The 20,343-nt window shown below is 30.5% G+C and carries 20 protein-coding genes and 1 CRISPR repeat array; of the genes, 15 read left to right on the top strand and 5 right to left on the bottom strand.

What is annotated here, in order from left to right:
* Positions 1 to 16: 16 nt before the first annotated feature.
* From METVU_RS00100 to METVU_RS00090, 3 genes are read left to right on the top strand one after another with little or no spacing between them, the layout of a single operon-like run.
* Positions 17 to 241: a DUF2283 domain-containing protein gene (locus METVU_RS00100; RefSeq protein ID WP_012819439.1), complete on the top strand. Its 225-nt coding sequence runs from the start codon at positions 17 to 19 to the stop codon at positions 239 to 241.
* A 58-nt stretch (positions 242 to 299) separates the two neighbouring features.
* A complete protein-coding gene (locus tag METVU_RS00095; protein WP_012819438.1) occupies positions 300 to 989 on the top strand; it encodes a metal-dependent hydrolase in 690 nt (229 codons plus the stop codon).
* 49 nt (positions 990 to 1,038) lie between these two features.
* Entirely contained in the window at positions 1,039 to 2,268 is a 1,230-nt protein-coding gene (locus METVU_RS00090; protein WP_012819437.1) for a PQQ-binding-like beta-propeller repeat protein, read from the top strand.
* 17 nt (positions 2,269 to 2,285) lie between these two features.
* On the opposite strand, the gene argH is transcribed toward METVU_RS00090, so the two are convergent.
* Positions 2,286 to 3,740 carry an argininosuccinate lyase gene (gene argH, locus METVU_RS00085; RefSeq protein WP_048196622.1) on the bottom strand — a complete coding sequence of 485 codons (1,455 nt, stop codon included), beginning with the start codon at positions 3,738 to 3,740 and terminating at the stop codon, positions 2,286 to 2,288.
* A 211-nt stretch (positions 3,741 to 3,951) separates the two neighbouring features.
* Here argH and mmp11 point away from each other — a divergent pair, with 211 nt between their 5' ends.
* From mmp11 to METVU_RS00060, 5 genes are all read left to right on the top strand, one after another.
* A complete protein-coding gene (gene mmp11, locus METVU_RS00080; RefSeq protein WP_012819435.1) occupies positions 3,952 to 4,857 on the top strand; it encodes a methanogenesis marker protein 11 in 906 nt (301 codons plus the stop codon).
* A 157-nt stretch (positions 4,858 to 5,014) separates the two neighbouring features.
* A complete protein-coding gene (locus METVU_RS00075; protein ID WP_012819434.1) occupies positions 5,015 to 5,566 on the top strand; it encodes an Era-like GTP-binding protein in 552 nt (183 codons plus the stop codon).
* A 6-nt stretch (positions 5,567 to 5,572) separates the two neighbouring features.
* Positions 5,573 to 6,034, top strand: a complete 462-nt coding sequence (sepF, locus tag METVU_RS00070) for a cell division protein SepF (protein WP_012819433.1) — start codon at positions 5,573 to 5,575, stop codon at positions 6,032 to 6,034.
* 108 nt (positions 6,035 to 6,142) lie between these two features.
* On the top strand, positions 6,143 to 6,943 hold the full coding sequence (locus tag METVU_RS00065) for an indole-3-glycerol phosphate synthase TrpC (protein WP_012819432.1): 801 nt from the start codon (positions 6,143 to 6,145) through the stop codon (positions 6,941 to 6,943).
* A gap of 5 nt (positions 6,944 to 6,948) precedes the next feature.
* A complete protein-coding gene (locus METVU_RS00060; protein ID WP_012819431.1) occupies positions 6,949 to 7,674 on the top strand; it encodes a biotin--[acetyl-CoA-carboxylase] ligase in 726 nt (241 codons plus the stop codon).
* On the opposite strand, the gene METVU_RS00055 is transcribed toward METVU_RS00060, so the two are convergent.
* Positions 7,662 to 7,928, bottom strand: a complete 267-nt coding sequence (locus METVU_RS00055; protein ID WP_245528140.1) for a tetratricopeptide repeat protein — start codon at positions 7,926 to 7,928, stop codon at positions 7,662 to 7,664. The genes METVU_RS00060 and METVU_RS00055 overlap by 13 nt on opposite strands.
* Before the next feature lie 47 nt (positions 7,929 to 7,975).
* Positions 7,976 to 9,391: an aspartate kinase gene (locus METVU_RS00050; protein WP_012819429.1), complete on the bottom strand. Its 1,416-nt coding sequence runs from the start codon at positions 9,389 to 9,391 to the stop codon at positions 7,976 to 7,978.
* Between the two features lie 339 nt (positions 9,392 to 9,730).
* Between METVU_RS00050 and cas6 the strand changes: the two genes are divergently transcribed.
* Positions 9,731 to 10,483, top strand: a complete 753-nt coding sequence (gene cas6, locus METVU_RS00045) for a CRISPR-associated endoribonuclease Cas6 (RefSeq protein WP_012819428.1) — start codon at positions 9,731 to 9,733, stop codon at positions 10,481 to 10,483.
* Positions 10,484 to 10,504: 21 nt separating this feature from the next.
* Here cas6 and csa3 read toward each other — a convergent pair whose 3' ends face one another.
* Complete coding sequence (gene csa3 / locus METVU_RS00040) at positions 10,505 to 11,107, bottom strand: CRISPR-associated CARF protein Csa3 (RefSeq protein WP_012819427.1); 603 nt, start codon at positions 11,105 to 11,107, stop codon at positions 10,505 to 10,507.
* 152 nt (positions 11,108 to 11,259) lie between these two features.
* On the opposite strand from csa3, the gene METVU_RS00035 reads away from it, so the two are divergent.
* The 6 genes from METVU_RS00035 (at position 11,260) to cas1b (ending at position 19,299) form a co-directional block, all read left to right on the top strand.
* Positions 11,260 to 13,839 carry a hypothetical protein gene (locus METVU_RS00035; RefSeq protein ID WP_012819426.1) on the top strand — a complete coding sequence of 860 codons (2,580 nt, stop codon included), beginning with the start codon at positions 11,260 to 11,262 and terminating at the stop codon, positions 13,837 to 13,839.
* Positions 13,840 to 13,853: 14 nt separating this feature from the next.
* On the top strand, positions 13,854 to 14,900 hold the full coding sequence (gene cas7d / locus METVU_RS00030; protein WP_012819425.1) for a type I-D CRISPR-associated protein Cas7/Csc2: 1,047 nt from the start codon (positions 13,854 to 13,856) through the stop codon (positions 14,898 to 14,900).
* 1 nt (position 14,901) lies between these two features.
* Positions 14,902 to 15,534, top strand: a complete 633-nt coding sequence (gene cas5d / locus METVU_RS00025) for a type I-D CRISPR-associated protein Cas5/Csc1 (protein ID WP_012819424.1) — start codon at positions 14,902 to 14,904, stop codon at positions 15,532 to 15,534.
* A gap of 24 nt (positions 15,535 to 15,558) precedes the next feature.
* Positions 15,559 to 17,547, top strand: a complete 1,989-nt coding sequence (gene cas3 / locus METVU_RS00020) for a type I-D CRISPR-associated helicase Cas3' (RefSeq protein ID WP_012819423.1) — start codon at positions 15,559 to 15,561, stop codon at positions 17,545 to 17,547.
* A gap of 22 nt (positions 17,548 to 17,569) precedes the next feature.
* Complete coding sequence (gene cas4, locus METVU_RS00015) at positions 17,570 to 18,085, top strand: CRISPR-associated protein Cas4 (protein ID WP_012819422.1); 516 nt, start codon at positions 17,570 to 17,572, stop codon at positions 18,083 to 18,085.
* A gap of 245 nt (positions 18,086 to 18,330) precedes the next feature.
* Positions 18,331 to 19,299, top strand: a complete 969-nt coding sequence (gene cas1b / locus METVU_RS00010) for a type I-B CRISPR-associated endonuclease Cas1b (protein WP_012819421.1) — start codon at positions 18,331 to 18,333, stop codon at positions 19,297 to 19,299.
* 34 nt (positions 19,300 to 19,333) lie between these two features.
* On the opposite strand, the gene cas2 is transcribed toward cas1b, so the two are convergent.
* A complete protein-coding gene (cas2, locus tag METVU_RS00005) occupies positions 19,334 to 19,597 on the bottom strand; it encodes a CRISPR-associated endonuclease Cas2 (RefSeq protein WP_012819420.1) in 264 nt (87 codons plus the stop codon).
* Between the two features lie 178 nt (positions 19,598 to 19,775).
* Positions 19,776 to 20,341: a CRISPR direct-repeat array (repeat unit 30 nt; unit sequence GTTTCCATCACGATCCGTGCTGATTTTAAT).
* Between the last annotated feature and the right edge of the window lie 2 nt (positions 20,342 to 20,343).

The following is a 20,343-nucleotide window of genomic DNA, read 5'->3' as shown; positions in this document are numbered from 1 at the left end:
TATAAGGAATTTGGATTTGGATGATATTTTAATTGATTTTGATGAAAATGAAGATGTTGTAGGAATTGAAATTCTTAATGCTTCGAAACTATTTAACGTTGATAAGTATGATTTGCTTAAAAATCTTATTAAATTTGAGGCAGTTGTTAAAATTACTAAGGATTTGATAACTTTAAACATAAAACTATGTCTATTGAGAAAGAAAAAAGAAATTATTAGAGAATCAGTTATTAAGGATTAAATACCATTGGATTAAAAGAGGGAGAGGTTGTAATAGGATAAAATTATAAGGGATTTTTATGAATTGGAAGGGACATACAATCTTAGGGATAATATTCGGATTGCCGTTCATCTCTTCTCCAGAACAGATATTTTTAGTTTTAGCTGGAGCTTTGTATCCTGATTTAGATCATGATGTTAAAGAGGATATTGTTAAAAGAGGGCTTTTAATATCTGGAGGAATTGTTTTTATAAACATTTTACTTTATTTTTTTGATAAAAAGTTGTTTAATATAGAATTGTTTATTTTAGGAGTTTCAGTTTTTTTGATATATCTAATTCCATATTTTTCGGAGCATAGGGGTTTAACTCATACGTTTTGGTCTCTGATATTTGTATCATCTATTTTAGGATATTTATCTTACAAACTCTCATTTATCTCATCAGTTTTTGCTGGACTTATTTCTTTATTGATGGTTACAAATGAAGCACTTCTTGGAAGGATTATGATGTATGCAATTTTTGCTTGGGCTGTTTTAGATATTTTAAACTTAAAACTTGGAGTTTCTGGACTTTATCACTATATTTTACCTGTTGCTTTTGGATATTTATCTCATATATTTGGAGATACCATGACACCTGCAGGAGTCAGGGCTTTTTATCCAGTATCGAATTACAAAATGAAAAAGAAAGAGGGTTATTTAATTTTAATCCTTTGGATTTTGGCTGTGTTGTATTTTTGGAGGGGGATGATTTTATCTATTATTTAAATTTGTTAAATAACTTAAATATTTTGTTAATAAAGCAATATGTGAGATCATGGAGTTTATTTTCAAGAATTCTATAAAAATTTTTTTAATTTTGTTAGTATTGTTGGTTGTTTCTGCAAAAATAACGCCTGAATGGTTGGTTGATTGTAATTACTATGGAGGAGTTTTATCTGCAACTCCTGATTTGAGTTGTATTGTTGTCGGTTCAAATGAGGGGATTTCTGATTGTTGGGGAATCTACTTTTATAACAGAAATGGAACATTGATGGGGTATTATAATTTTTCCAATTTTGGACATATTGACGATCTAAAAATATCGAGTGATGGAAAATATATCATTACAGCAGTTAAATCCACATATAAATTTGGGATAAGGAGAGAATATGTTTGTGTTTTCAATAATAAAGGAGATCTTTTGAAAAAATATAGAATTGATATAGGAAATGCAAAACTCTCTATATCTTCTGGTGGAAAATACATCCTTGTTGGCGTTGGAAGGCATGCATGTTTATTAGATAGAAATAAAGGCGTTTTATGGAACTATGAAGCAGAGGACACTATAAGTTCTGTTGATACTGCAAAAAATGGAAGATATTTTGTTGTTGGTAGTAGAGATGGAAATATTTACTTTTTCAATAGATCTGGTTTGCTGTGGAAGTATCAAACAGATGGATGTGTTGAATCGGTGTCGATAAACTCAAACATGGGATTTATATGTGCTGGAGGGGATGATTGGGAATTATATTTATTAAATTACTCAGGAAATTTAATAAAAAAGAAACATTTAAAATATATCCCCCTATATGTGAAATTAACGAATAGTGGTAATGTAATCGTTGAATGTGGGGAGATTTTGCTTTGTTTGAATAAAAATTTAACTCCTCTGTGGAGATATGAAATTGATGCATACGAAGGAATGGATATTGCAATAACTCCTGATGGCAAGTATATTGCTTTTTATGATGACGATACGAGTTGTTCCTACATATCTGAAAAAGTAGGACTTTATATGATAAATGGTAGCAATGGAAAGGTTTTATGGGAGTATCCATCTAAATATTTTAGTGGGGAGGTAGAAATATCTTCTGATGGAAGGTATGTTGTTGCTTTATCTTATAAAAAGCTCTATCTATTTGATAATCAAAAATGTATAGAAAATTTCTCTCCTGAAATGCGAGATAATGGAGAAGAAAAGATTGTTATAGAATATGGGGGGATTGTGATTGCAGTGTTGTTAACAATATTGATTATTGTTGTATATTCAATGGGCAGAAAATAAAAATTAGGTTAGTTAAATTAGATCTCATAATTTAAGAGTGTTTCTTTAACCTTATTTATTTTCTGCAATTTCTCATCAACCTCTTTTTCATATCTGTCTAACCTCTCTTTAAATGCCTTTATCCTTTTCTCTACTTCCTTCGGAGCAGGTCCTCCAACAACATCCCTCATTTTAACGTTTTCATAAGGATCTAATGCCTTTCTTATTTTTTCCTCATCAACTTTTAAATTATATTTCTCTAAAACATCATAGATAACTTCAATCATATCCTTTTTTTCTTCTATACTTCTTCTAACAACTTCTCCAACGATGCCGTGTGCTGTTCTAAATGGAATTCCTGTTTCTCTAACTAATGTATCAGCTAACTCTGTTGCTGTTGAGTAATTTGCGTTAGATAATTCTTTCATTCTCTCCTCATTAACTTTTATTGTTTTTATCATCCCGTTTATCATTTTTATTGTGTCTATTGTTGTATAAACACTATTCCATAAATGTGGACTTATCTCTTGCAGATCTCTGTTGTAAGTGTTAGGAAGGGCTTTTAAAATGGTCAGAGCAGTTATCAAATTCCCATTTAACGTGGATAGCTTAGCCCTTGCTATCTCTGCCACATCAGGGTTTTTCTTTTGAGGCATTATGGAAGAGGTTGAACAGAACTCATTAGCAATTTCAATAGTTCCAAACTCGTAAGTTGAGAAGAGAACTAACTCCTCACAAATTTTTGATAAGTTTGTTCCTAATATTGATAAGTCAGCCATAACTTCCAATATAAAGTCCCTTGCTGAAACACCGTCCATTGAGTTTTCTATTAAAGCATCAAAGCCCAACAAGTCCTTAGTTCTCTCTCTATCTATTTTAAATCCAGTCGTTGCCATTGCCCCACAACCTAATGGAGAGATATTTATTCTTTTGTAGGTATCTAACAACCTTAAAATATCCCTTTCAATTGCTGAAATATAGCTTAATAGATGATGAGCGAAAGTTGTTGGCTGAGCGTGCTGTAAATGTGTGTATCCAATTGTTAATGTCTCTTTATGTTCCTCAGCTAAATTTAAAATATTCTTTAACATATCTATTAATGATTTAGTAATTATTAGAACCTTCTCTCTCAAAGCAAGCCGTAGATCTGTTGCTACTTCATCGTTCCTACTTCTTCCAGTATGCATTCTTCCAGCTACATCTTCTCCAAGTTTTTTAATTAACTCACTTTCAATAACCATGTGTATATCGTCCAGAGAGGGATCTAAGTTTAGATTTTCCATTCCTTTTTTATAGATTTCTTTTAAACCATCAATAATCTTTTTTGCGTCTTCTTTTTTTATTATCCCCTGTTCATAGAGCATTATCACGTGGGCTATATCACACAAAATGTCTGCCTCAAAAATTTCTTTATCAAAGCTTAAACTTGTTGTATATCTTGCTACATCTTCTTTTATTGAATTTCCTAATCTTCCTCGTCTTAGAATGTTCATATTTCCACACTTTTTCATGATTTTGATTTTGTTTATTGTGAAAAGTTTAATTATCCTTAAGTTATATATACTGCTTACATAATTAGTTTTATGAAATAATTTGATAAAGATTATAAAATTATTGTTGTAATAATGTGGATTCTGTCATAATTTTGTTTATAGGCCAAATTAGTTATTTAAGAGAGTTAATAAAAAACTTTTTGGTGATCATATGTCAATACACTATAAAAGGATCATTGCAATGGTAGATGATGCCTTAAATCTCGTGGAGTTGGTTGAAGAACATCCTTGTCCCAATGGAAGCGAATGGGTTATTTATCAATATAAAAGAACCTCTCCACTAATTTTATCAGCTTGGAGAGAGGGGAATAAGCATCATTTTGTAAGTAAGATAGGAAAAGAAAAGTTAAATTTAGTCCCTTCACTGTCAGCGGCTGGAATAGAGGAGGTGTATGTTGAAGATAATAAGGTTCATATTGTTTATGCTGGGTTGGCAGGGGGCGGTGTTGGCACTGAACTGAGAAAAGGGGCTGAAAATGTTCTTGAAGTTAAAGTGCTTGAAAGGGGTGGAGGATCAAAATTAGGAAGGGCTGAGGTAATAACGCCAAAGATGGAAAAGGTCATTGTTGGAATTGATGATACTGATACAAAAGAAGAAGGAGCAACCTGGGTTTTGGCTCATGAAATTGGGCTGGAGGTTGAGAGAAAAAATCTCGGATACTATTTAGATCATACTATCGTCCAATTATATCCTGGAAATCCAAATAAAACACAAAATTGTGTCTCTATTGCTTTAAGTTTTGCTGTTTATCCGGAATACAAATATAAGTTAGATAGGTTTATTAAAAAAATATTGGAAAAAAAGAGTTTATCTGATGAAACAGCAATGGCAGTTTATTATGGATTATTTCCATCTAAGAGCATGAAACTCTTTGCGTTAAAGGCAAAAAAGGAAATGGTAAAATTGGAAGAGGCAAAATCAATAGCTCTAAGAAATAATATTAAAATAGTCCCAGTTAAGGGAGAAGGGGGAATTATCGGTGCAGTTTCGGCATTGGGGTTGGCAGAGCATCATTCATTGGCTCCAAAATTGTGTGAGGACATTGATATTCTTTAAATTTTGTTTTGGGTTTTTACCTAACGTATCAAATACTTATTATTAAAAAGCTTAAAGTTGGAAAATATCTTAAATTATGTAAAAAATTATGAAAAATTAGAGAATATTGATATTAATTAATTAGGTTAATTAATAGGTATAAAAATCTTGTGGGACTATGCAAGAGTTTAAAATAGCAATTGTAGGGGCGGAAAATGTAGGAAAATCATCCATAATGAATGCTCTGTTTGGAAAACATGTTTCTATGGTTTCCGAAGTTGCAGGGACTACTAAAATGCCTATAAAAAAATATTGGGGAAAGTTTAAAATTGGTAGAGTAAAGGAAGAGCCAGAATTCGCGAAATTAATTTTTGTAGATCTTGGAGGGCTCTATGCAAAAAGTGATAGCCAATCTCCAATTATGACTCCTAAAATATTAGAAAAGACCTTTAAAGAGATAAATGAAGCAGATATGATCTTGCATATAATTGATGGTACGGTTGGGTTGCTGAGAAGTTCTGAGAAATTACACCACATCTTAAAATTCAGATACCAAAAACCTATTATAGTTGTAATTAATAAATGTGATTTATTAAATGCAGAGGAGAAAGAACAGTTGAGAGAGTATGTTGAGAGGAGATTAAACAACTCGCCAATATTTGTATCTGCAAAAACTCTCGAAGGAATTCCAGATCTCATAAATGCAATAGTTAAATACTTAAAAAGGTGAGGATCAATGTTAAAAAAATTAAAGCAGTTATTAAATAAGGGAAGAGGAGAAAATATATCAACACCAAGCCCTGTATCAATAGATGACTATTTAGAAGAGATAGAAGAGATTCCAATATCTACTGTGGAAGAGGAAAAAATCACGATAAAGGTATGTAGTATAGAGGATGAAAAAGATGCAATAAACGCGATAGTTTTAGCAGAAGCTGGCTACATTGTTATAGCTAAAACTCCAAACTTAGAAAAAGAGATAGACGATGAATTTGTGGAAATAATAAGAAAGATGAGAAATGAAGTCGCTAAGTTTGGAGGAATGCTTTTGGCTTTGGGAGATGAGCATCTTTTAATAACTCCAAAAAATGTTATTATTGAGAAACTTATAAAGGAGAAGAAAGAAACTAAAACTCCTCCACTTAAAAGCATGTTGACAGAAAAAGAGGAAGAAAAAGAAGAAAAACCAGAGGAATAATTTGTTTTATTTATTTATTTTTTATTAATTTTTCGATTCTAAATTTGGTATTCCCGATTTTGCTATTTTTTACCTTATTGACTTAAATAATAAAAGTGGTTGAGAGTTATGTCAGTATTGGATGAAATCGTAGAAAATAGAAAAAAAATAGTCGAAATTGAGAAGAGAAATAACACAATCAGGATTTTAAAAGATTTTATTAATGAATTAAATTTAGAGTTGGAAGAAAAGCGTAAATTGAAATTGTCAAAGGAAATAAAAAATGCAAAAAAATATAAAAACCCATTAATTACCGAAATAAAACCATCATCTCCATCTAAGGGAGATATTAGAGAAATATCACATGAAGATGTTGAAAAAATAGCCAATGAGATGGTAGAAGGAGGAGCAACAGCCCTTTCAGTTCTTACTGAGCCAAAATACTTTAAAGGAAGTTATAAGAATTTAATTATTGCAAGAAAGGTTAATGTGCCAATTTTAATGAAGGATTTTATTATTGATTTCTACCAGATAGAAGTAGCGAGAGAGATAGGGGCAAATGCGGTTTTGTTAATTGTTTCTACACTAAAAGATCGACTTGGAGAGTTTTTAGATTATGCAAAAGAAAATGACCTTGAATGCTTGGTTGAGATACACAATGAGGAGGAATTAGATACTGCCTTGGAAGCAGGAGCTGAGATTATAGGGATAAATAATAGAAATTTAAAAACATTAAAGATAGATCTCTCGACAACTGAAAAACTCTCCCCTCTTATCCCAAAAAATAAATTAAAAATTGGGGAAAGTGGAGTTTACACAAAAGATCAATTAAATTACATTCTAAAATTTACTGATGCCGTTTTAATAGGATCTTCAATAATGGAAAGTGAAGATATAAAAAACAAAGTAAAAGAATTATCAATCAAGTGAGAGATATGAAGGTTGTTTCATTTAAAGAACTTGACTCAACAAACAATTATGCTAAAAAACTTGCAAAAGAAGGGGAAAGTGGAGTAGTTATAGTGGCCGAGAGGCAGAGTAGCGGTAGAGGGAGATGGGGTAGAGTTTGGTATTCTGACGAAGGGGGGCTGTATTTTTCTTTAATATTGGATGTAAAAACCTGCGATCCAAAGATTATTAACATTTTAGCACCAATTTGTGTATTAGAAACTCTAAAAAAATATCTTCCAAATAATAACAAAGATAAGATCGGAATAAAATTTCCAAACGATATAATGGTTTGTGTAAATGGAAAATATAAAAAGATCTGTGGAATTCTAACTGAAAGATGTGGAGATAGAGTGATCGTTGGAGTTGGCGTAGATGTCAACAACACAATAAGAAAGGAGATCGAAGAAATTGCAGTTTCTTTAAAGGATATTTGTGGTAAAGAAATTGACAAAATGGAACTTCTCAATGAAATTTTAAAACTTTTAGAAGATTATATCTCAAAAATTAAAAATAGAGATTTAGATGAAAATGAAATTCTTTCTATTTATAGGCGTTATTCTTTAACAATTGGAAAATTTGTTAAGATAATGCTCCCAAATAACAGATACGTGTCTGGAAAAGTTTATGATATAGATCTTGATGGAATAATCTTGGGAACTGAAAGAGGTGTTGAAAAAATTCCTTCTGGAATTTGTTTTCATTTAAGATGATTACTTTTTTCTTTTTTTAAACTTTTTAAATCTAATTTTTCTTGAATTGCTAATCCTTTAAGAAACCAGTCCCTTGCTTCATCCAACCTACCTAACATTCTAAGTGCTAATGCCTTGTTAAAGTATGCATCTTTGTAGAGAGGATCTAACTCAATTGCTTTGCTAAAATACTCCAAGGCCTTTTCGACATCTCCAGCGTTTCCAATTTCTACGCCTTTCTTGTAGATCTCTCTTGCCTTTTCTTTGTTGTTCAATATCTTCACCCTGTTAATTAATCAAAACAAATTTAATCCCAAGTTTTTTATTGGTTGTCAATAAATTTTTCATGCAACTTTTTAACACAGTTTAATAAGTTTTCTTCATCTATAACAAACGATATGTTCACTTCCGAAGATCCCTGAGCGATCATCTTTATATTTGCTCCACTCTCTGAGACCGTAGTAAATATCTTCCCTGCTATGCCCTTTGCTCCTCTCATTCCTGCCCCTACAACTGAAATAACACAAACATCCTTATCGACGCTTACATCTCTTATGAGATTATTATTCAAAAATGTTTTTTTACCAAAATCCCCAAACTCTCTTTTTAATGCTTTTAATGCTTTTTCAACGTCATCTTCTCCAACCACAAGTGAAATGTTTGTTTCAGAAGATCCCTGGCTTATTAATATAACGTTAACATCTTCCTCTCCCAATGCCTTAAATATTCTTGCTGCTGTTCCACTAACTCCGACCATTCCTGCTCCGAAAATATTTATTAAAGCAACATTTTTTATTGCAGATACTGCCTTAACTATGCTATCGCTCATCTCCATATCGTTCGTTATCAATGTCCCTTCATTCTCTGGATCAAATGTATTTTTTACCAATATTGGGATATTTTTCTCCATCGCTGGCTCAATTGTTCTTGGATGTAAAACTTTTGCCCCAAAGTATGCCAACTCCATTGCTTCAATATAACTTATTTTTGGAATCCTCTTAGCAGTTGGAACCAATCTTGGATCAGTTGTGTAAACTCCACTAACATCTGTCCATATCTCTATAATATCCGCATCAAGTCCATAACCAATTAAAGAGGCGGAGTAATCACTTCCTCCTCTACCTAATGTTGTTATATATCCCTCTTCAGTATTTCCAATAAACCCTGTTATCACTGGGATGATTCCTTCTTTTAATAATGGAGATAATCTTTCTTTAACCTCCAATCTTTTAACTCGCGCGTTTCCAAAATTATTATCAGTTATGATACCTGCTTCTCCTCCTTCTAACGAAATGGATTTTTCCCCTAAATCTATCAATGCTCCGCTTAATATTGGAGCAGATAACCGCTCTCCAAACGACAAAATATAATCTCTTGATTTTGGGGTTAACTCTCCTAAGTAAGCAACTCCTATCAAAACCTTTTCTAACTCGTCTATCCTTCCATTTATTATTTTTTTGACTTCTTCTCTAATTTTTTCTGATTTTATTGCGTTTTCTATTGCTTCAAAGTGTTTCTCTTTTATAAATTTTATAAATGTGTTTACTTTTGCAATATCTCTAACATCTAATGCCTGTTGAGATATATTTACCAGTGCGTTGGTTACTTCACTCATCGCTGAAACAACCACTACCACATTTTCATCATCTTTCTTTCGATTTTTTACAATTTTTGCCACGTTTCTAATCCTTTCTCCAGATCCAACGGAAGTTCCACCAAATTTCATTACTGTTGTCATCTTTAACACCAAACATGTTTTAGATCCTAAATAATGGAAAGAAATAGGAATTATGAAAAAGGGAATTTATCCCTTAACAGAGTTTAAGTCCTAAAATTAAAAACTGATAAAAACTTAAAAAATTTCAAAACATATATATTTAAACTGTATTTAAAATTTTTCCCAATGGTTATTTATAGAATTTAACTATAAAAATTGTTAAAAATATATTTAAAAATATGTTAAAAAAATCTCTACGATAAAATGTTAAGTATGGATCATGATAGCATGAATAAATATCTAAAATCTAAAAAATAAATCTAAAAAAATTAAAAAATTAAAAAGGAATAGAGGGGCATTATGAGGATTGAATTGGAATTAAAAACTGAAAACTTTAAAGTAATTCCCTACAACCACCAGTATTATTTAGCTTCGGCAATATATGATAAAATCAGATCAGTAAATCCAACCTATGCAAACCGATTACACAATTTCCAAAACTTCAAATTTTTTACATTCTCTTTATTACAAGTTAAAAGGAGAGTTATAAGACCTGAGGGTATAGAGACCATCGATGGAAAAGCTTATTTATATGTTTCATCTCCAAATAGTGAGTTTATCGAAAATTTTGTTGAGGGTTTATTGGAAGATGGAAAATTAAGAGTCGGAACTATCGAATTTTTGATAAACAAAGCAAAAATACTCTCTCCCCCTAAAAAATTTGATATATTAAAGACCATATCTCCCATTTACTTAAAAACAATGTTAGAAACAGAAGAGGGTCTAAAAACTTATGATTTATTACCCAACAACTCTAAATTTTATGAAAACTTAAAGAACAATCTAAAAAAGAAATATGAGTTATTCCACAACAATAAATGTGATCTTGATTTCGAATTCGAAATTTTGAAATACAAGCCAAAAAGAATGAAGCTTAAAGAGGGGGTCTATTGTAGGTGCTCTGAAATGGTATTTAAGATCTGGGGGGACTATGATTTAATAAAATTCGGTTATGAGTGCGGTTTCGGAGAAAAAAACAGTATGGGATTTGGAATGGTTGTAAATATTGAAGATAAAAATTTAAAAAACAAAAAACTCAAAACAAAAATTTAGTTGGCTTAAAATACATTCTAATTAATTTAACCTTACTATTCGCTTTCTGCCAATTTTTTCCGTTTTTATTAGATTTTTATTTTCTAAAGAATTTACATATTTAATTATTGCTGGTAAAGAAACATTAAATTCTTCTGCCAATTCAGAGATTGTTTTTTCTCTTTCATTTAATGATACTAAAATTTTTCTTTCAAAATTTGTTAATTTAAATGGATGAGCTATTTTCGGAAACTCAATAATTCTCTTTTTATGTACATAAACAATTTTATAAACTTTATCAAATTCGTAGAGTGAAGCATATAGAAGAGCAAGAGATGTAATTTTCCTTCCACCAGTGATATTTACAATTACTTTATCTTCTTTTTTTATAATTTCTCTCAAAACTTCAACATTTTTTTCAAACTCAATACCTTTTATTTTAACTTTCTCACATTCAATTCCCAACATACTACATAACTCTTCTGCCTTTTTTAATGATTCATCAACTTTTTTTAAGTCGTCTTCTTTTACATATTCTTCTTTATCCTTTGAATATACAAGAATTACTTTTTTCGCTCCATACTCTGCTATTGGTTTGTAAATATGCTCTATATGGAATCCTATGTTTATTATATGTGTTTTCATGGGTATCCCAAAATATCTGTTCTAATAGTGCCTGTTAAGTTATGTCTTATTATAGTTGCGTATAAAAACTTAACCAAAAAAGTTAATAGTTAAACTTATATATCTCAAACTTTATATTTTAAACCACTGAGGATGCAAAAAATGGTGGCATTATGGAAATAAAAGTGAAACCAAAAAAGATATTTAAAACTAAACTATTTCAAAATGAAACAAAAGTATATTTTAGTAAAGCATTTATTAATTTATTTAAAAAATATCGATTAAAGCCAGCAAAAGGGGGCAGAATATTTGAAGAAAAGGTTAGAAGCGGGGAAATTAGAGGGGAGGATTTACCAGACATGAGTTATCCAATGCATATTTTAAATGGAATAATTCCTTCTTTAAAAGTTTTAGAGAACAAATGGCTAAATAAAGGTTTAATAAATGAAAATAACGAAGATGAAGACATAAAAATGCTCTTAAAATGTCTATTAATCGCATTTACATTTCATGATATAAATAAACTGCACAATGAAATTGATTTAAAAACATCTGTTGAAAAATATTTTGAGGAAGATTTGAAAGATTTAGAAATTGAACTAAATGAAGAAGAAAAAGAGATTGTGAAGTATCTTGTATTGGCAACAGAGGAGAGAACAAGATTTATTATTCCAGATGACAAATTACCAACAAGGAGAGGGCTTAACAGATTAATAAAAGATGATTTAATTGAAATTATTCATTTAGCTGATAGTATTTCTATTCCGATTGGAGAGTATAATGATTTATTAAAAATTTGGAGAAAATTGAGAAATTATGTGGATGTAAATGTATTCTACTTTGATGAAATTCCTTATGAGGTTTTAGCAAGGTTTATTGTTGAAAGATTAAGAGAAAGTGTAGATTGCCATGTTATTTCTCCAAGAGGATTTATTTACGAAGGAAATTTGGAAATAGATGAAGATTATTTGATAAAATCATTTGAAGAGTTCTTATACAGAAACATTGAAAAAATGGTCGAAGTTAATAGGGACAAAGCACAACTGGATATATTTAGGTTTATCGACATTAGTGAAGAAAATGTTTTAAAGTTAATTGAAAAGATTATCAGTAATTTTGGATTTGAATATTTTTATAGAGGAATTAGTTCTGATGAGGAAATAAGAGATGCTTTAACCAAAGAGTTTGAAGGTTTTGATGATGAAGAGAAGAAAAGATTTGCAATATTAACCTTTCTATACAAACTTACAGGAAATGAAAGTAGAAAAAAGGAAGTTAATAAACTAAAATCAAAGTTTAACGATAAATACTTCAAAACAAACGATGAAACATTTGGTTTAGACAGGAAAATAGTTGAAAAAATAAACAGTAGCAAAGATAACGCATTAAAAAAGTATTTACATCTTTACATTGCTACAAAAAAAGGATTTGATGAAAAAGAAATGCTGGCTGATTTAATAACATTGTTAAATGAGAATTATGGCGGTTCTGAGAGGGCTAATTTGAAAGAAATTATTAATGAATTACTTGGATATGCCTATTTAAACGGAAAAAAGATTAAAGATATAAAATTTGAGGATATTGGTTCAAAAAAGAATATGTGTTCATTGTGCGGGAGGGAAACAAAAACAGTTGCAATAGCAAACTTATGCTTTGGATTTAAACCAAGAGGATTCACAAATAGAACCGTTGTATCTTTAGGTAATACTCAAAAGAATATCTGCTCAGTATGTTTAACTGAAATAACATTTAGAAAACTAATTTTTGGTAAAAAAGAAAATGTTCAGGCAGTTTATATTGATGCTTATGACTACTTTGTCCCATTGATGGAAGAAAATTTAACAAAATATGTTGAAAGTGTTGGAGAAAAATTAGGGAATCTAATGAATGATGCTAAATCGTTTATAAGTGCAGTTTATGGGTTTAATGTGAAAAAAGAAGAACAATTATCCCCATTCCTAATGGGTTTTGTGGATATATCTAAACAAATCGAGTTTATACGATTCTATAAGAGAATTTTGGATTTTGTCTATGAAACAGGTTTTAAGATTTATCTAACATATCCATTTAATCCAGACAAGGCAAAAAGAGAGACAATAATATTTGATTATGCTCCAAAATCATTCAAAAAATTAGAATGGGATAAAGTTAGGATAGATGAAATTGAAAAAATTAGAGATGAGTTTGAATTGCTTTGGAGATTGGGTTATACATTAAAAGGAGGTTCAAAATCAGACAATTATATGATTTCATTATTCAATGATTATGCTGATAATCCTATGGCATTTTACTTCTATTTGTTTAAATTGGACTACCCACACTCATTTGCTGAAAAATACAACTTAAATCTTATAAATCAAAGAATTGGGGTGGAAAAAATGAACATTATTGAAAAATTGGCAGATATTGCTTCAGATATAGAGTGGGCTAAGGGTAGTGCATCATCAAAGACATCAATGATTAGAGAATCTTTGGAGGTTTTAAAAACTGGGGTAAAGAGGGGATATGGTGATGAAGAGATAAAATCCATGATGGCTGGAATGCTTTATAGGAAGTATCCATATCCAAGCAAGAAAGAGAAAATCGAGGAATTTTGTAAAGTAGTGTATGATGAATTGTTTAAAGGGTTGTGGAACGACAAATTACCATCAAAAAAAGAGCTTAGATATTGGATATACGCATTTGCATTCCATTATGATGCAAAATCAAGAGAAAAAAGAAGTGCAAGAACTAATCAAGAAGAAACTCAATAAATGAGGTGATGACAATGGCAAAGCAAAAGAAGTTAGTTGAAACTGGATACAAAAAATATGTTGAGTATGATGAGAATGTTGTTAAGGAGTTTAGAGAAAAACTCTATTCAATAATCCCAAAAGAATATTTCCAAGAGACATACACAAAAAGAACTCCAAATGTGATAAAAGTAGCAACAATAAGAACTACAACTGGTTATTTAATTAATCGTTCAACAGAGCCAGATGAAGTTATAAGCACAACAATTGGTAATAAAGATGTGGTTGTCATCCCATCAAGAAAATTGAAATCAAGGGAAAAATTAACAGGATTAGTTTTATGTAGAAAATTTAAAGTAGTTCATCCAGAGATTGAATATAACTTTATTGATAAGCAAGAACATTTAGCAAATCCAAACTCCATAGTGTTTGGAGATAGTGTAACACAATCAAATGATGCTATTGGATTGCCTTCAAGAGTTATTTATGAATGGGCATATTCAATTAGAGATAAAGATGAGATAACAGAGGAACTAACTCATAACGCATTAAGTGAAGAAGGAACAATGTGGGATAAAGAAGAAGGTTCCCAAAGGCAGAGTTTGTATGGAATTCAATATATCAAACCAGGAGTTTATTTCCCACAGTTTATAACGTTCTATGACATAACACCAGAAGGGTTTATCCATGCTCTAATATCTCATTTAAAAACAACAAGATATGGATCTCAATCAAATGTTATGGATGCAAATATGAAAAATGAGATTATAGCAATAGCATTGGATACCTTTGAACCACCAGTGTCATCCTATCTAATTTCAAAAGAGTTTAATGAAGAAGTAAATTTTGAGAACGTAAAAGAGTTTGTTAAAAATAAACTAAGAGAAAATTCATCCAAATTAATTGAAAATGAAGAGTTAAAGGGACTCTTAAAGTTAATTGATGAATATCTGAAAGATGAAGAAAAATTGAGACAACTTTATTTGAAGCATTTAAATGATTGTATAAATTACTTAGTTGAATGTAAAATCATCAAAAAAGAAGATGTTATTAAAAAATTATTAGAAGAAATGGGTGTCTAATATGCTCAGGTATTATAAAATAACTCTTCTCTCTCCTTTATTTTGTTATAATAAAACAGAGGGAGGGGTTGCATCAACAGAGCCATTTATTGGTGATATTGCATTGGATTATGCATTAAATTTTGTATTGGCAAAGAAGAGAGAATACACTTATCAAATAAAAGATAAACCTAACTATGAAGAGATTAAGGAGTTTGGATTTGTTTGGACTATTGGAAGACCAATATACTATGAAAAAACTCCAATATTTGCGAGAAAAACATCGGAAATTTCTGATTATATGGTTAGAAGAGATATAATTGAGCAAATGGGAAAAGGGCTGTTTAAAAATTATTTCCACATTCAGGGAATAAAGGAAGGTTCGGTTTTTGAGGCATCTTTATTGACATTTGAAGACATCAAGCTTCCAAAAACATTTACTTTGAGGATAGGAGTTGGTAGGGAGTGCCTCTTATTATTTGAAGAAAAAGAGGAAAAACCAGAGGAAATCTGGCTAAATCTCTACACAATTAAGAAGATATTTGGTAAAGATGTGAAGTTAAAGGAATCTCAGATGTTAAGATTTGTTCTATCTCACTACATTATTGGAACGGGATTCAAAGTTGAGGATTTGGAAAAGATTTTCTCTAACTAATTCTTTTTTTTTGAGGGGATTCTTATGGAATCTTTAAAATTTAGGGTTTCAAAGAAATGTTTACCTTTTGGAGATAAGGTTATTAAACAAGGATTTAGGTTGCATAAATTTCAAGAGATATTTTATTCAGATGTTGCTGAGTTGGAGAAGGATGTTTATTTTATTGTCGCTCCAACTGGTGCAGGGAAGACATTTTCTTTTGCATTTCCTATCCTATATGCAAAAGATAACAATTATCTAACTTCCAGAAGAGGGTTGATTGTAGTTCCAACAAATGCATTAGCAGAAGATATTGAAAAAACATTAAAAGAGCAGGGAATTAAGGTTGAGACAATAACTGGAAAAACATTAACAAAAAAGGGAAAAGAAAGAGGAGAAGAGCTAATAGAAAAATTAAAAAACTGTGAAATTGCAGTAACAAATCCAGATATTCTAAATTATATGATAAACAGCGGTTATCATTTACCAAGAAAAAATGAGAAATTTAGACATTTAAAAGGTTTTCCAGATTGGTCTGCCTTCTTTAATGCGTTGGATTATGTTATTTTCGATGAATATCATTTGTATGATGAAGAGCAAATAGCAAACATTTTAATTTGGTTTTTAATGACAAAAGAGTTATTTGGGAAGATAAAATGGTTTTTTGTTTCTGCAACACCAGAAGAGAATTTAATTGAGTTCTTAAATGAGAATGGAATTACTCCAGAAATCATTGAGCAACCATTAAGTAATGAAGGAAGGGTTATTCAAGGAGAAATGGAAATTGAGTTTATAAAAATCTCAAAACGTATAGAAAGGAGTTTATTTGGTCATTTGATTGAGGATGGAAGATTAAAGGAAAATATTAAGGATATTATAGAGAAAGCAATCTCTAACAATGAGAAGATTTTAATTATTTTTAATTCTTTGAGAGATGCTATGAGAATGAAATATATTATTGAGAATGAGATTGATGCAGAGGTTTGGGTTAATACAGGGTTGCAGACACGAGAAGAAAATAACAACAATTTAGATGAAATTCTAAGCAAAACAGATATCATAATAACAACATCAAAAGCAGAAGTGGGGGTTAATTATCCGGTTTCTTTATGTTTTATGGATTCAGGATTGTATTTGAGGAATTTTATGCAAAGAATTGGAAGAGTTGGAAGGGGAATGGAAAAATGCAAAATATACTGCACAGTAATAACAAAAATCTTCAATAACTTGGAGAAACATTTTAACAAAATCAAAAAAGAAAAATTAAACTATTACGAATTTGTAGATTTAATGAAAAAGGCATTTGAGGATAGAGAATTCAAAAAAGATAAAGTTCCTAAATTTTGCGGTGCAGTTCTTTGGAGTGTTCTTAACTCAATGGAAGAATACGATAAAAAATTAACATATCAGAGAAAAGAAAAACTCGAAACTTTGAGAGATAAATTTCCATATTATTGGGTTTTCTACCATCTAAACGAAAAAATAAAGAGAATTGAAGAAGATGAGGATGAAGAAATTGTTGATGAGGATGTTAGGGAAGAACTGCTAAAGTGGTGGAGAAGTTTTAAAAATTCATTTATAAGGTTTAGAGGAGATAGCGTTATTTGGAAAGTTATCTATGAAGATGGAAAAGAAACAGAATATGACTTATTGTGGATTTTAGATAATGCCTTTGTTGAAGTTAATAAAGAGAATAGAACTGTTATTATTAGGGATTTTAGGGAGAAGAGAGAATGTGTTGTTAGGGGGATTATAACGTTTTCTTTACTCGATAAAGATTACCCTTCAACCATTGGAGGAATCGACAAAGGAGAATGGTTCAAATTTTTATATTCTGATTACATTGGAGACATATTTCTGCAAAAATTTGAGAGTTGGAAGATATACAAAGAAAAATACTTTGAAGATGAAACTCTCTTTGAAGAGCTTGTTAAAGATATTGAATTACTTGCTCCAATATACTCAAAAAAGAGAATTGAAATCTTTGATTTAGTTGTAGATTATGGTGAAGTTTGGTGTGATGACATTCTTTAAAGTTTTTTAATTGGTGTTTAATATGGGTGAAGAATACCTTGAAAAAGAACTTTTAATCAAAGGCATTGAGATAAACTACCTCTATGTATGCAAGACAAAGCTTTGGTATTTTGTAAGAGGCATAACTATGGAGCAAGAGAGTGATTTTGTTGATTTGGGGAAGTTTTTACATGAAAAAAGTTATTTTGGAGAGGAGAAAGAAATTCAGATAGGCAGTATAAAGATTGATTTTATCAAAAAGAGCGATATTATTGAGGTTCATGAAGTAAAGAGAGGCAAACAGATGGAGAAAGCCCATATCATGCAGGCATTGTATTACATCTATTATTTAAACAATTTGGGAATAAAAGCAAAAGCAATCTTGCATTATCCAAAACTTAAAGAAATTAAAGAGATTGAGTTAAAAGAAAGTGATAAAGAAGAGATAAATAGAGCAATAAGAGAAATTGAGCATATAAAATCACTAAAAGAACCTCCAGAGCCAATTTATCAGAAAATCTGTAAGAATTGTGCGTATTATGAATTATGTTTTATTTAAGCGATTGTTATGAAGTAATCTAAGAGGCACTGCCGAGCAAAGCGAGGCAGTGCATCCTGAGTATCACAGGGCTTTCACAGGAATAAAACTTTTTATGGTTATAAGGATGCCTTTGGCATCAAAATTCCTTACAATATAATATAAAAGCTGTGAAAACCCTGTGCCAATAGGGCGAAGCCCTATGGTATCAGAAAATTTGCAAAAATTGTGCTTATTATGAATTATGTTTTATTTAAGGTGAAATTATGAGGAAAAAATCCTTAACTTTATTATCAGACGGCTACTTATTTAGAAAAGAAAATACAATCTACTTTGAAAATGCAAGAGGTAAAAAGCCCTTAGCTATTGAGGGAATTTATGATATTTACATATATGGAAAGGTTAGCATCAGCTCCCAAGCTCTCCATTATTTAGCTCAGAAAGGCATTGCTGTGCATTTCTTTAACCACTATGGCTATTATGATGGAAGTTTTTATCCAAGGGAGTCATTACACTCTGGTTATTTAGTAGTCAATCAGGTTGAACATTATTTAGATAAGAATAAGAGATTAGAGTTGGCAAAGTTGTTTGTCATTGGAGGAATAAAAAATATGGAGTGGAATTTATTAAAATTCAAAAATAAGACAAAATTTAAAAATTATATTGAAGAGTTAAACAACTGCAATAAAATAACAGAAGTTATGAACGTAGAGGGGAGAGTTAGGGCAGAGTATTATAATCTATGGGATGAAACCTTGCCAGATGGATTTAAAATAATTAAAAGAACAAGAAAGCCACCAAAAAATGAAATGAATGCATTAATAAGCTTTTTAAACTCCCGTTTGTATCCTGCTATAATAACTGAACTCTATAATACTCAACTAACGCCAACTGTTAGTTATTTACACGAGCCACATGAGAGGAGGTTTTCCTTGGCATTAGATTTAAGTGAGATATTTAAACCAATGATTGCCGATAGGTTGGCTAACAGATTAGTTAAGCAAGGAATTATCCAGAAAAAGCATTTTAGGGAGGAGTTAAATGGTGTTTTACTAAATGAAGATGGAATGAAGTTGGTTTTAGAACACCTAAACAGAGAGATGGATAAAACCGTTCAACATCCAAAATTAAAAAAGAATGTTTCAAAGAGAAGATTGATAAGATTAGAGGCATATAAGTTGGTTAAACACTTAGTTGGGCAGAAGAAATATGAGCCGTTAGTTGCATGGTTTTAATAATTATTTTTATTTTAATTTATTTTAGTTAATTTTAGATAATATCATCAATTGGGTTCTTTTCTAAACCCAAAATCTCTCTTTTTGGCATAAAATCCAATGGAAATTTATAGATAATCACTGAGTCCTCATCTTCATCAATAATTCTCAAGATTCCATCTTTTATTCTTTCAAACTCTGCTTTTGTTATTTCCCCTTCGAAAACGCTATTTTGAACCCAATTTAAATGCTTCCTCAAAAAGCTTTTTACTTTATTCACTCTCGCAACATTCACATCATAAACGATAATAACATACATAGTCCCATCTGATGAATTTCTAAAAACTTAATTTGTAGTAATTGAATATATATTTATTCTGTTTCTTGTGGAAAAAATAGAACGTCTGTAAATAATTTAAGAGATATATTGTTTCCATCCTCGAAGATGTCTGATTTTAATTATTATAAAATTTGTATGAAACAGCAGAAGTTATTCAGTTTCCATCACGACCCGTGCTGATTTTAATTAGCTAATAAAGAGAATATTTTGGTTTTGAAGCCAGTTAGGTTTCCATCACGACCCGTGCTGATTTTAATATTTTGGAGGCTTAAACTTAAATTGGATATCAACACTGTTTCCATCACGACCCGTGCTGATTTTAATTAAAAAATCAGAGATTAATATTGATAATCTCATTAAGTTTCCATCACGATCCGTGCTGATTTTAATTAGAGAAATATTAGAAACATTTTTAGATGATAGCATGTTTCCATCACGATCCGTGCTGATTTTAATTTGCAATATAGCTGCACTCCTTTTGCGTTAAATGCGTTTCCATCACGATCCGTGCTGATTTTAATTTAATGTAATAAAGAGATAATAAATAAGATATTAGAATACGTTTCCATCACGATCCGTGCTGATTTTAATTAAACCTTTTAATTTGAATAACACAAGGGAGTATATGTTTCCATCACGATCCGTGCTGATTTTAATTAAAGATAAATTGATTTTAAAACTGTTATCTCAATAGTTTCCATCACGATCCGTGCTGATTTTAATAG

This window comes from Methanocaldococcus vulcanius M7, assembly GCF_000024625.1.
Classification (GTDB): Archaea; AGJL01; Methanococci; order Methanococcales; family Methanocaldococcaceae; genus Methanocaldococcus; species Methanocaldococcus vulcanius.
The sequence above is the reverse complement of the archived record's forward strand: the minus strand, read 5'-3'. Positions and strand labels throughout refer to the sequence as shown.

Excerpts from the sequence above, each read along its gene's own strand:
- METVU_RS00095 (WP_012819438.1), top strand. The coding sequence starts at position 300 with ATGAATTGGAAGGGACATACAATCTTAGGGATAATATTCGGATTGCCG.
- METVU_RS00090 (WP_012819437.1), top strand. The coding sequence starts at position 1,039 with ATGGAGTTTATTTTCAAGAATTCTATAAAAATTTTTTTAATTTTGTTA.
- argH (WP_048196622.1), bottom strand. The coding sequence starts at position 3,740 with ATGAACATTCTAAGACGAGGAAGATTAGGAAATTCAATAAAAGAAGAT.
- mmp11 (WP_012819435.1), top strand. The coding sequence starts at position 3,952 with ATGTCAATACACTATAAAAGGATCATTGCAATGGTAGATGATGCCTTA.
- METVU_RS00075 (WP_012819434.1), top strand. The coding sequence starts at position 5,015 with ATGCAAGAGTTTAAAATAGCAATTGTAGGGGCGGAAAATGTAGGAAAA.
- sepF (WP_012819433.1), top strand. The coding sequence starts at position 5,573 with ATGTTAAAAAAATTAAAGCAGTTATTAAATAAGGGAAGAGGAGAAAAT.
- METVU_RS00065 (WP_012819432.1), top strand. The coding sequence starts at position 6,143 with ATGTCAGTATTGGATGAAATCGTAGAAAATAGAAAAAAAATAGTCGAA.
- METVU_RS00060 (WP_012819431.1), top strand. The coding sequence starts at position 6,949 with ATGAAGGTTGTTTCATTTAAAGAACTTGACTCAACAAACAATTATGCT.
- METVU_RS00050 (WP_012819429.1), bottom strand. The coding sequence starts at position 9,391 with ATGACAACAGTAATGAAATTTGGTGGAACTTCCGTTGGATCTGGAGAA.
- cas6 (WP_012819428.1), top strand. The coding sequence starts at position 9,731 with ATGAGGATTGAATTGGAATTAAAAACTGAAAACTTTAAAGTAATTCCC.
- csa3 (WP_012819427.1), bottom strand. The coding sequence starts at position 11,107 with ATGAAAACACATATAATAAACATAGGATTCCATATAGAGCATATTTAC.
- METVU_RS00035 (WP_012819426.1), top strand. The coding sequence starts at position 11,260 with ATGGAAATAAAAGTGAAACCAAAAAAGATATTTAAAACTAAACTATTT.
- cas7d (WP_012819425.1), top strand. The coding sequence starts at position 13,854 with ATGGCAAAGCAAAAGAAGTTAGTTGAAACTGGATACAAAAAATATGTT.
- cas5d (WP_012819424.1), top strand. The coding sequence starts at position 14,902 with ATGCTCAGGTATTATAAAATAACTCTTCTCTCTCCTTTATTTTGTTAT.
- cas3 (WP_012819423.1), top strand. The coding sequence starts at position 15,559 with ATGGAATCTTTAAAATTTAGGGTTTCAAAGAAATGTTTACCTTTTGGA.
- cas4 (WP_012819422.1), top strand. The coding sequence starts at position 17,570 with ATGGGTGAAGAATACCTTGAAAAAGAACTTTTAATCAAAGGCATTGAG.
- cas1b (WP_012819421.1), top strand. The coding sequence starts at position 18,331 with ATGAGGAAAAAATCCTTAACTTTATTATCAGACGGCTACTTATTTAGA.
- cas2 (WP_012819420.1), bottom strand. The coding sequence starts at position 19,597 with ATGTATGTTATTATCGTTTATGATGTGAATGTTGCGAGAGTGAATAAA.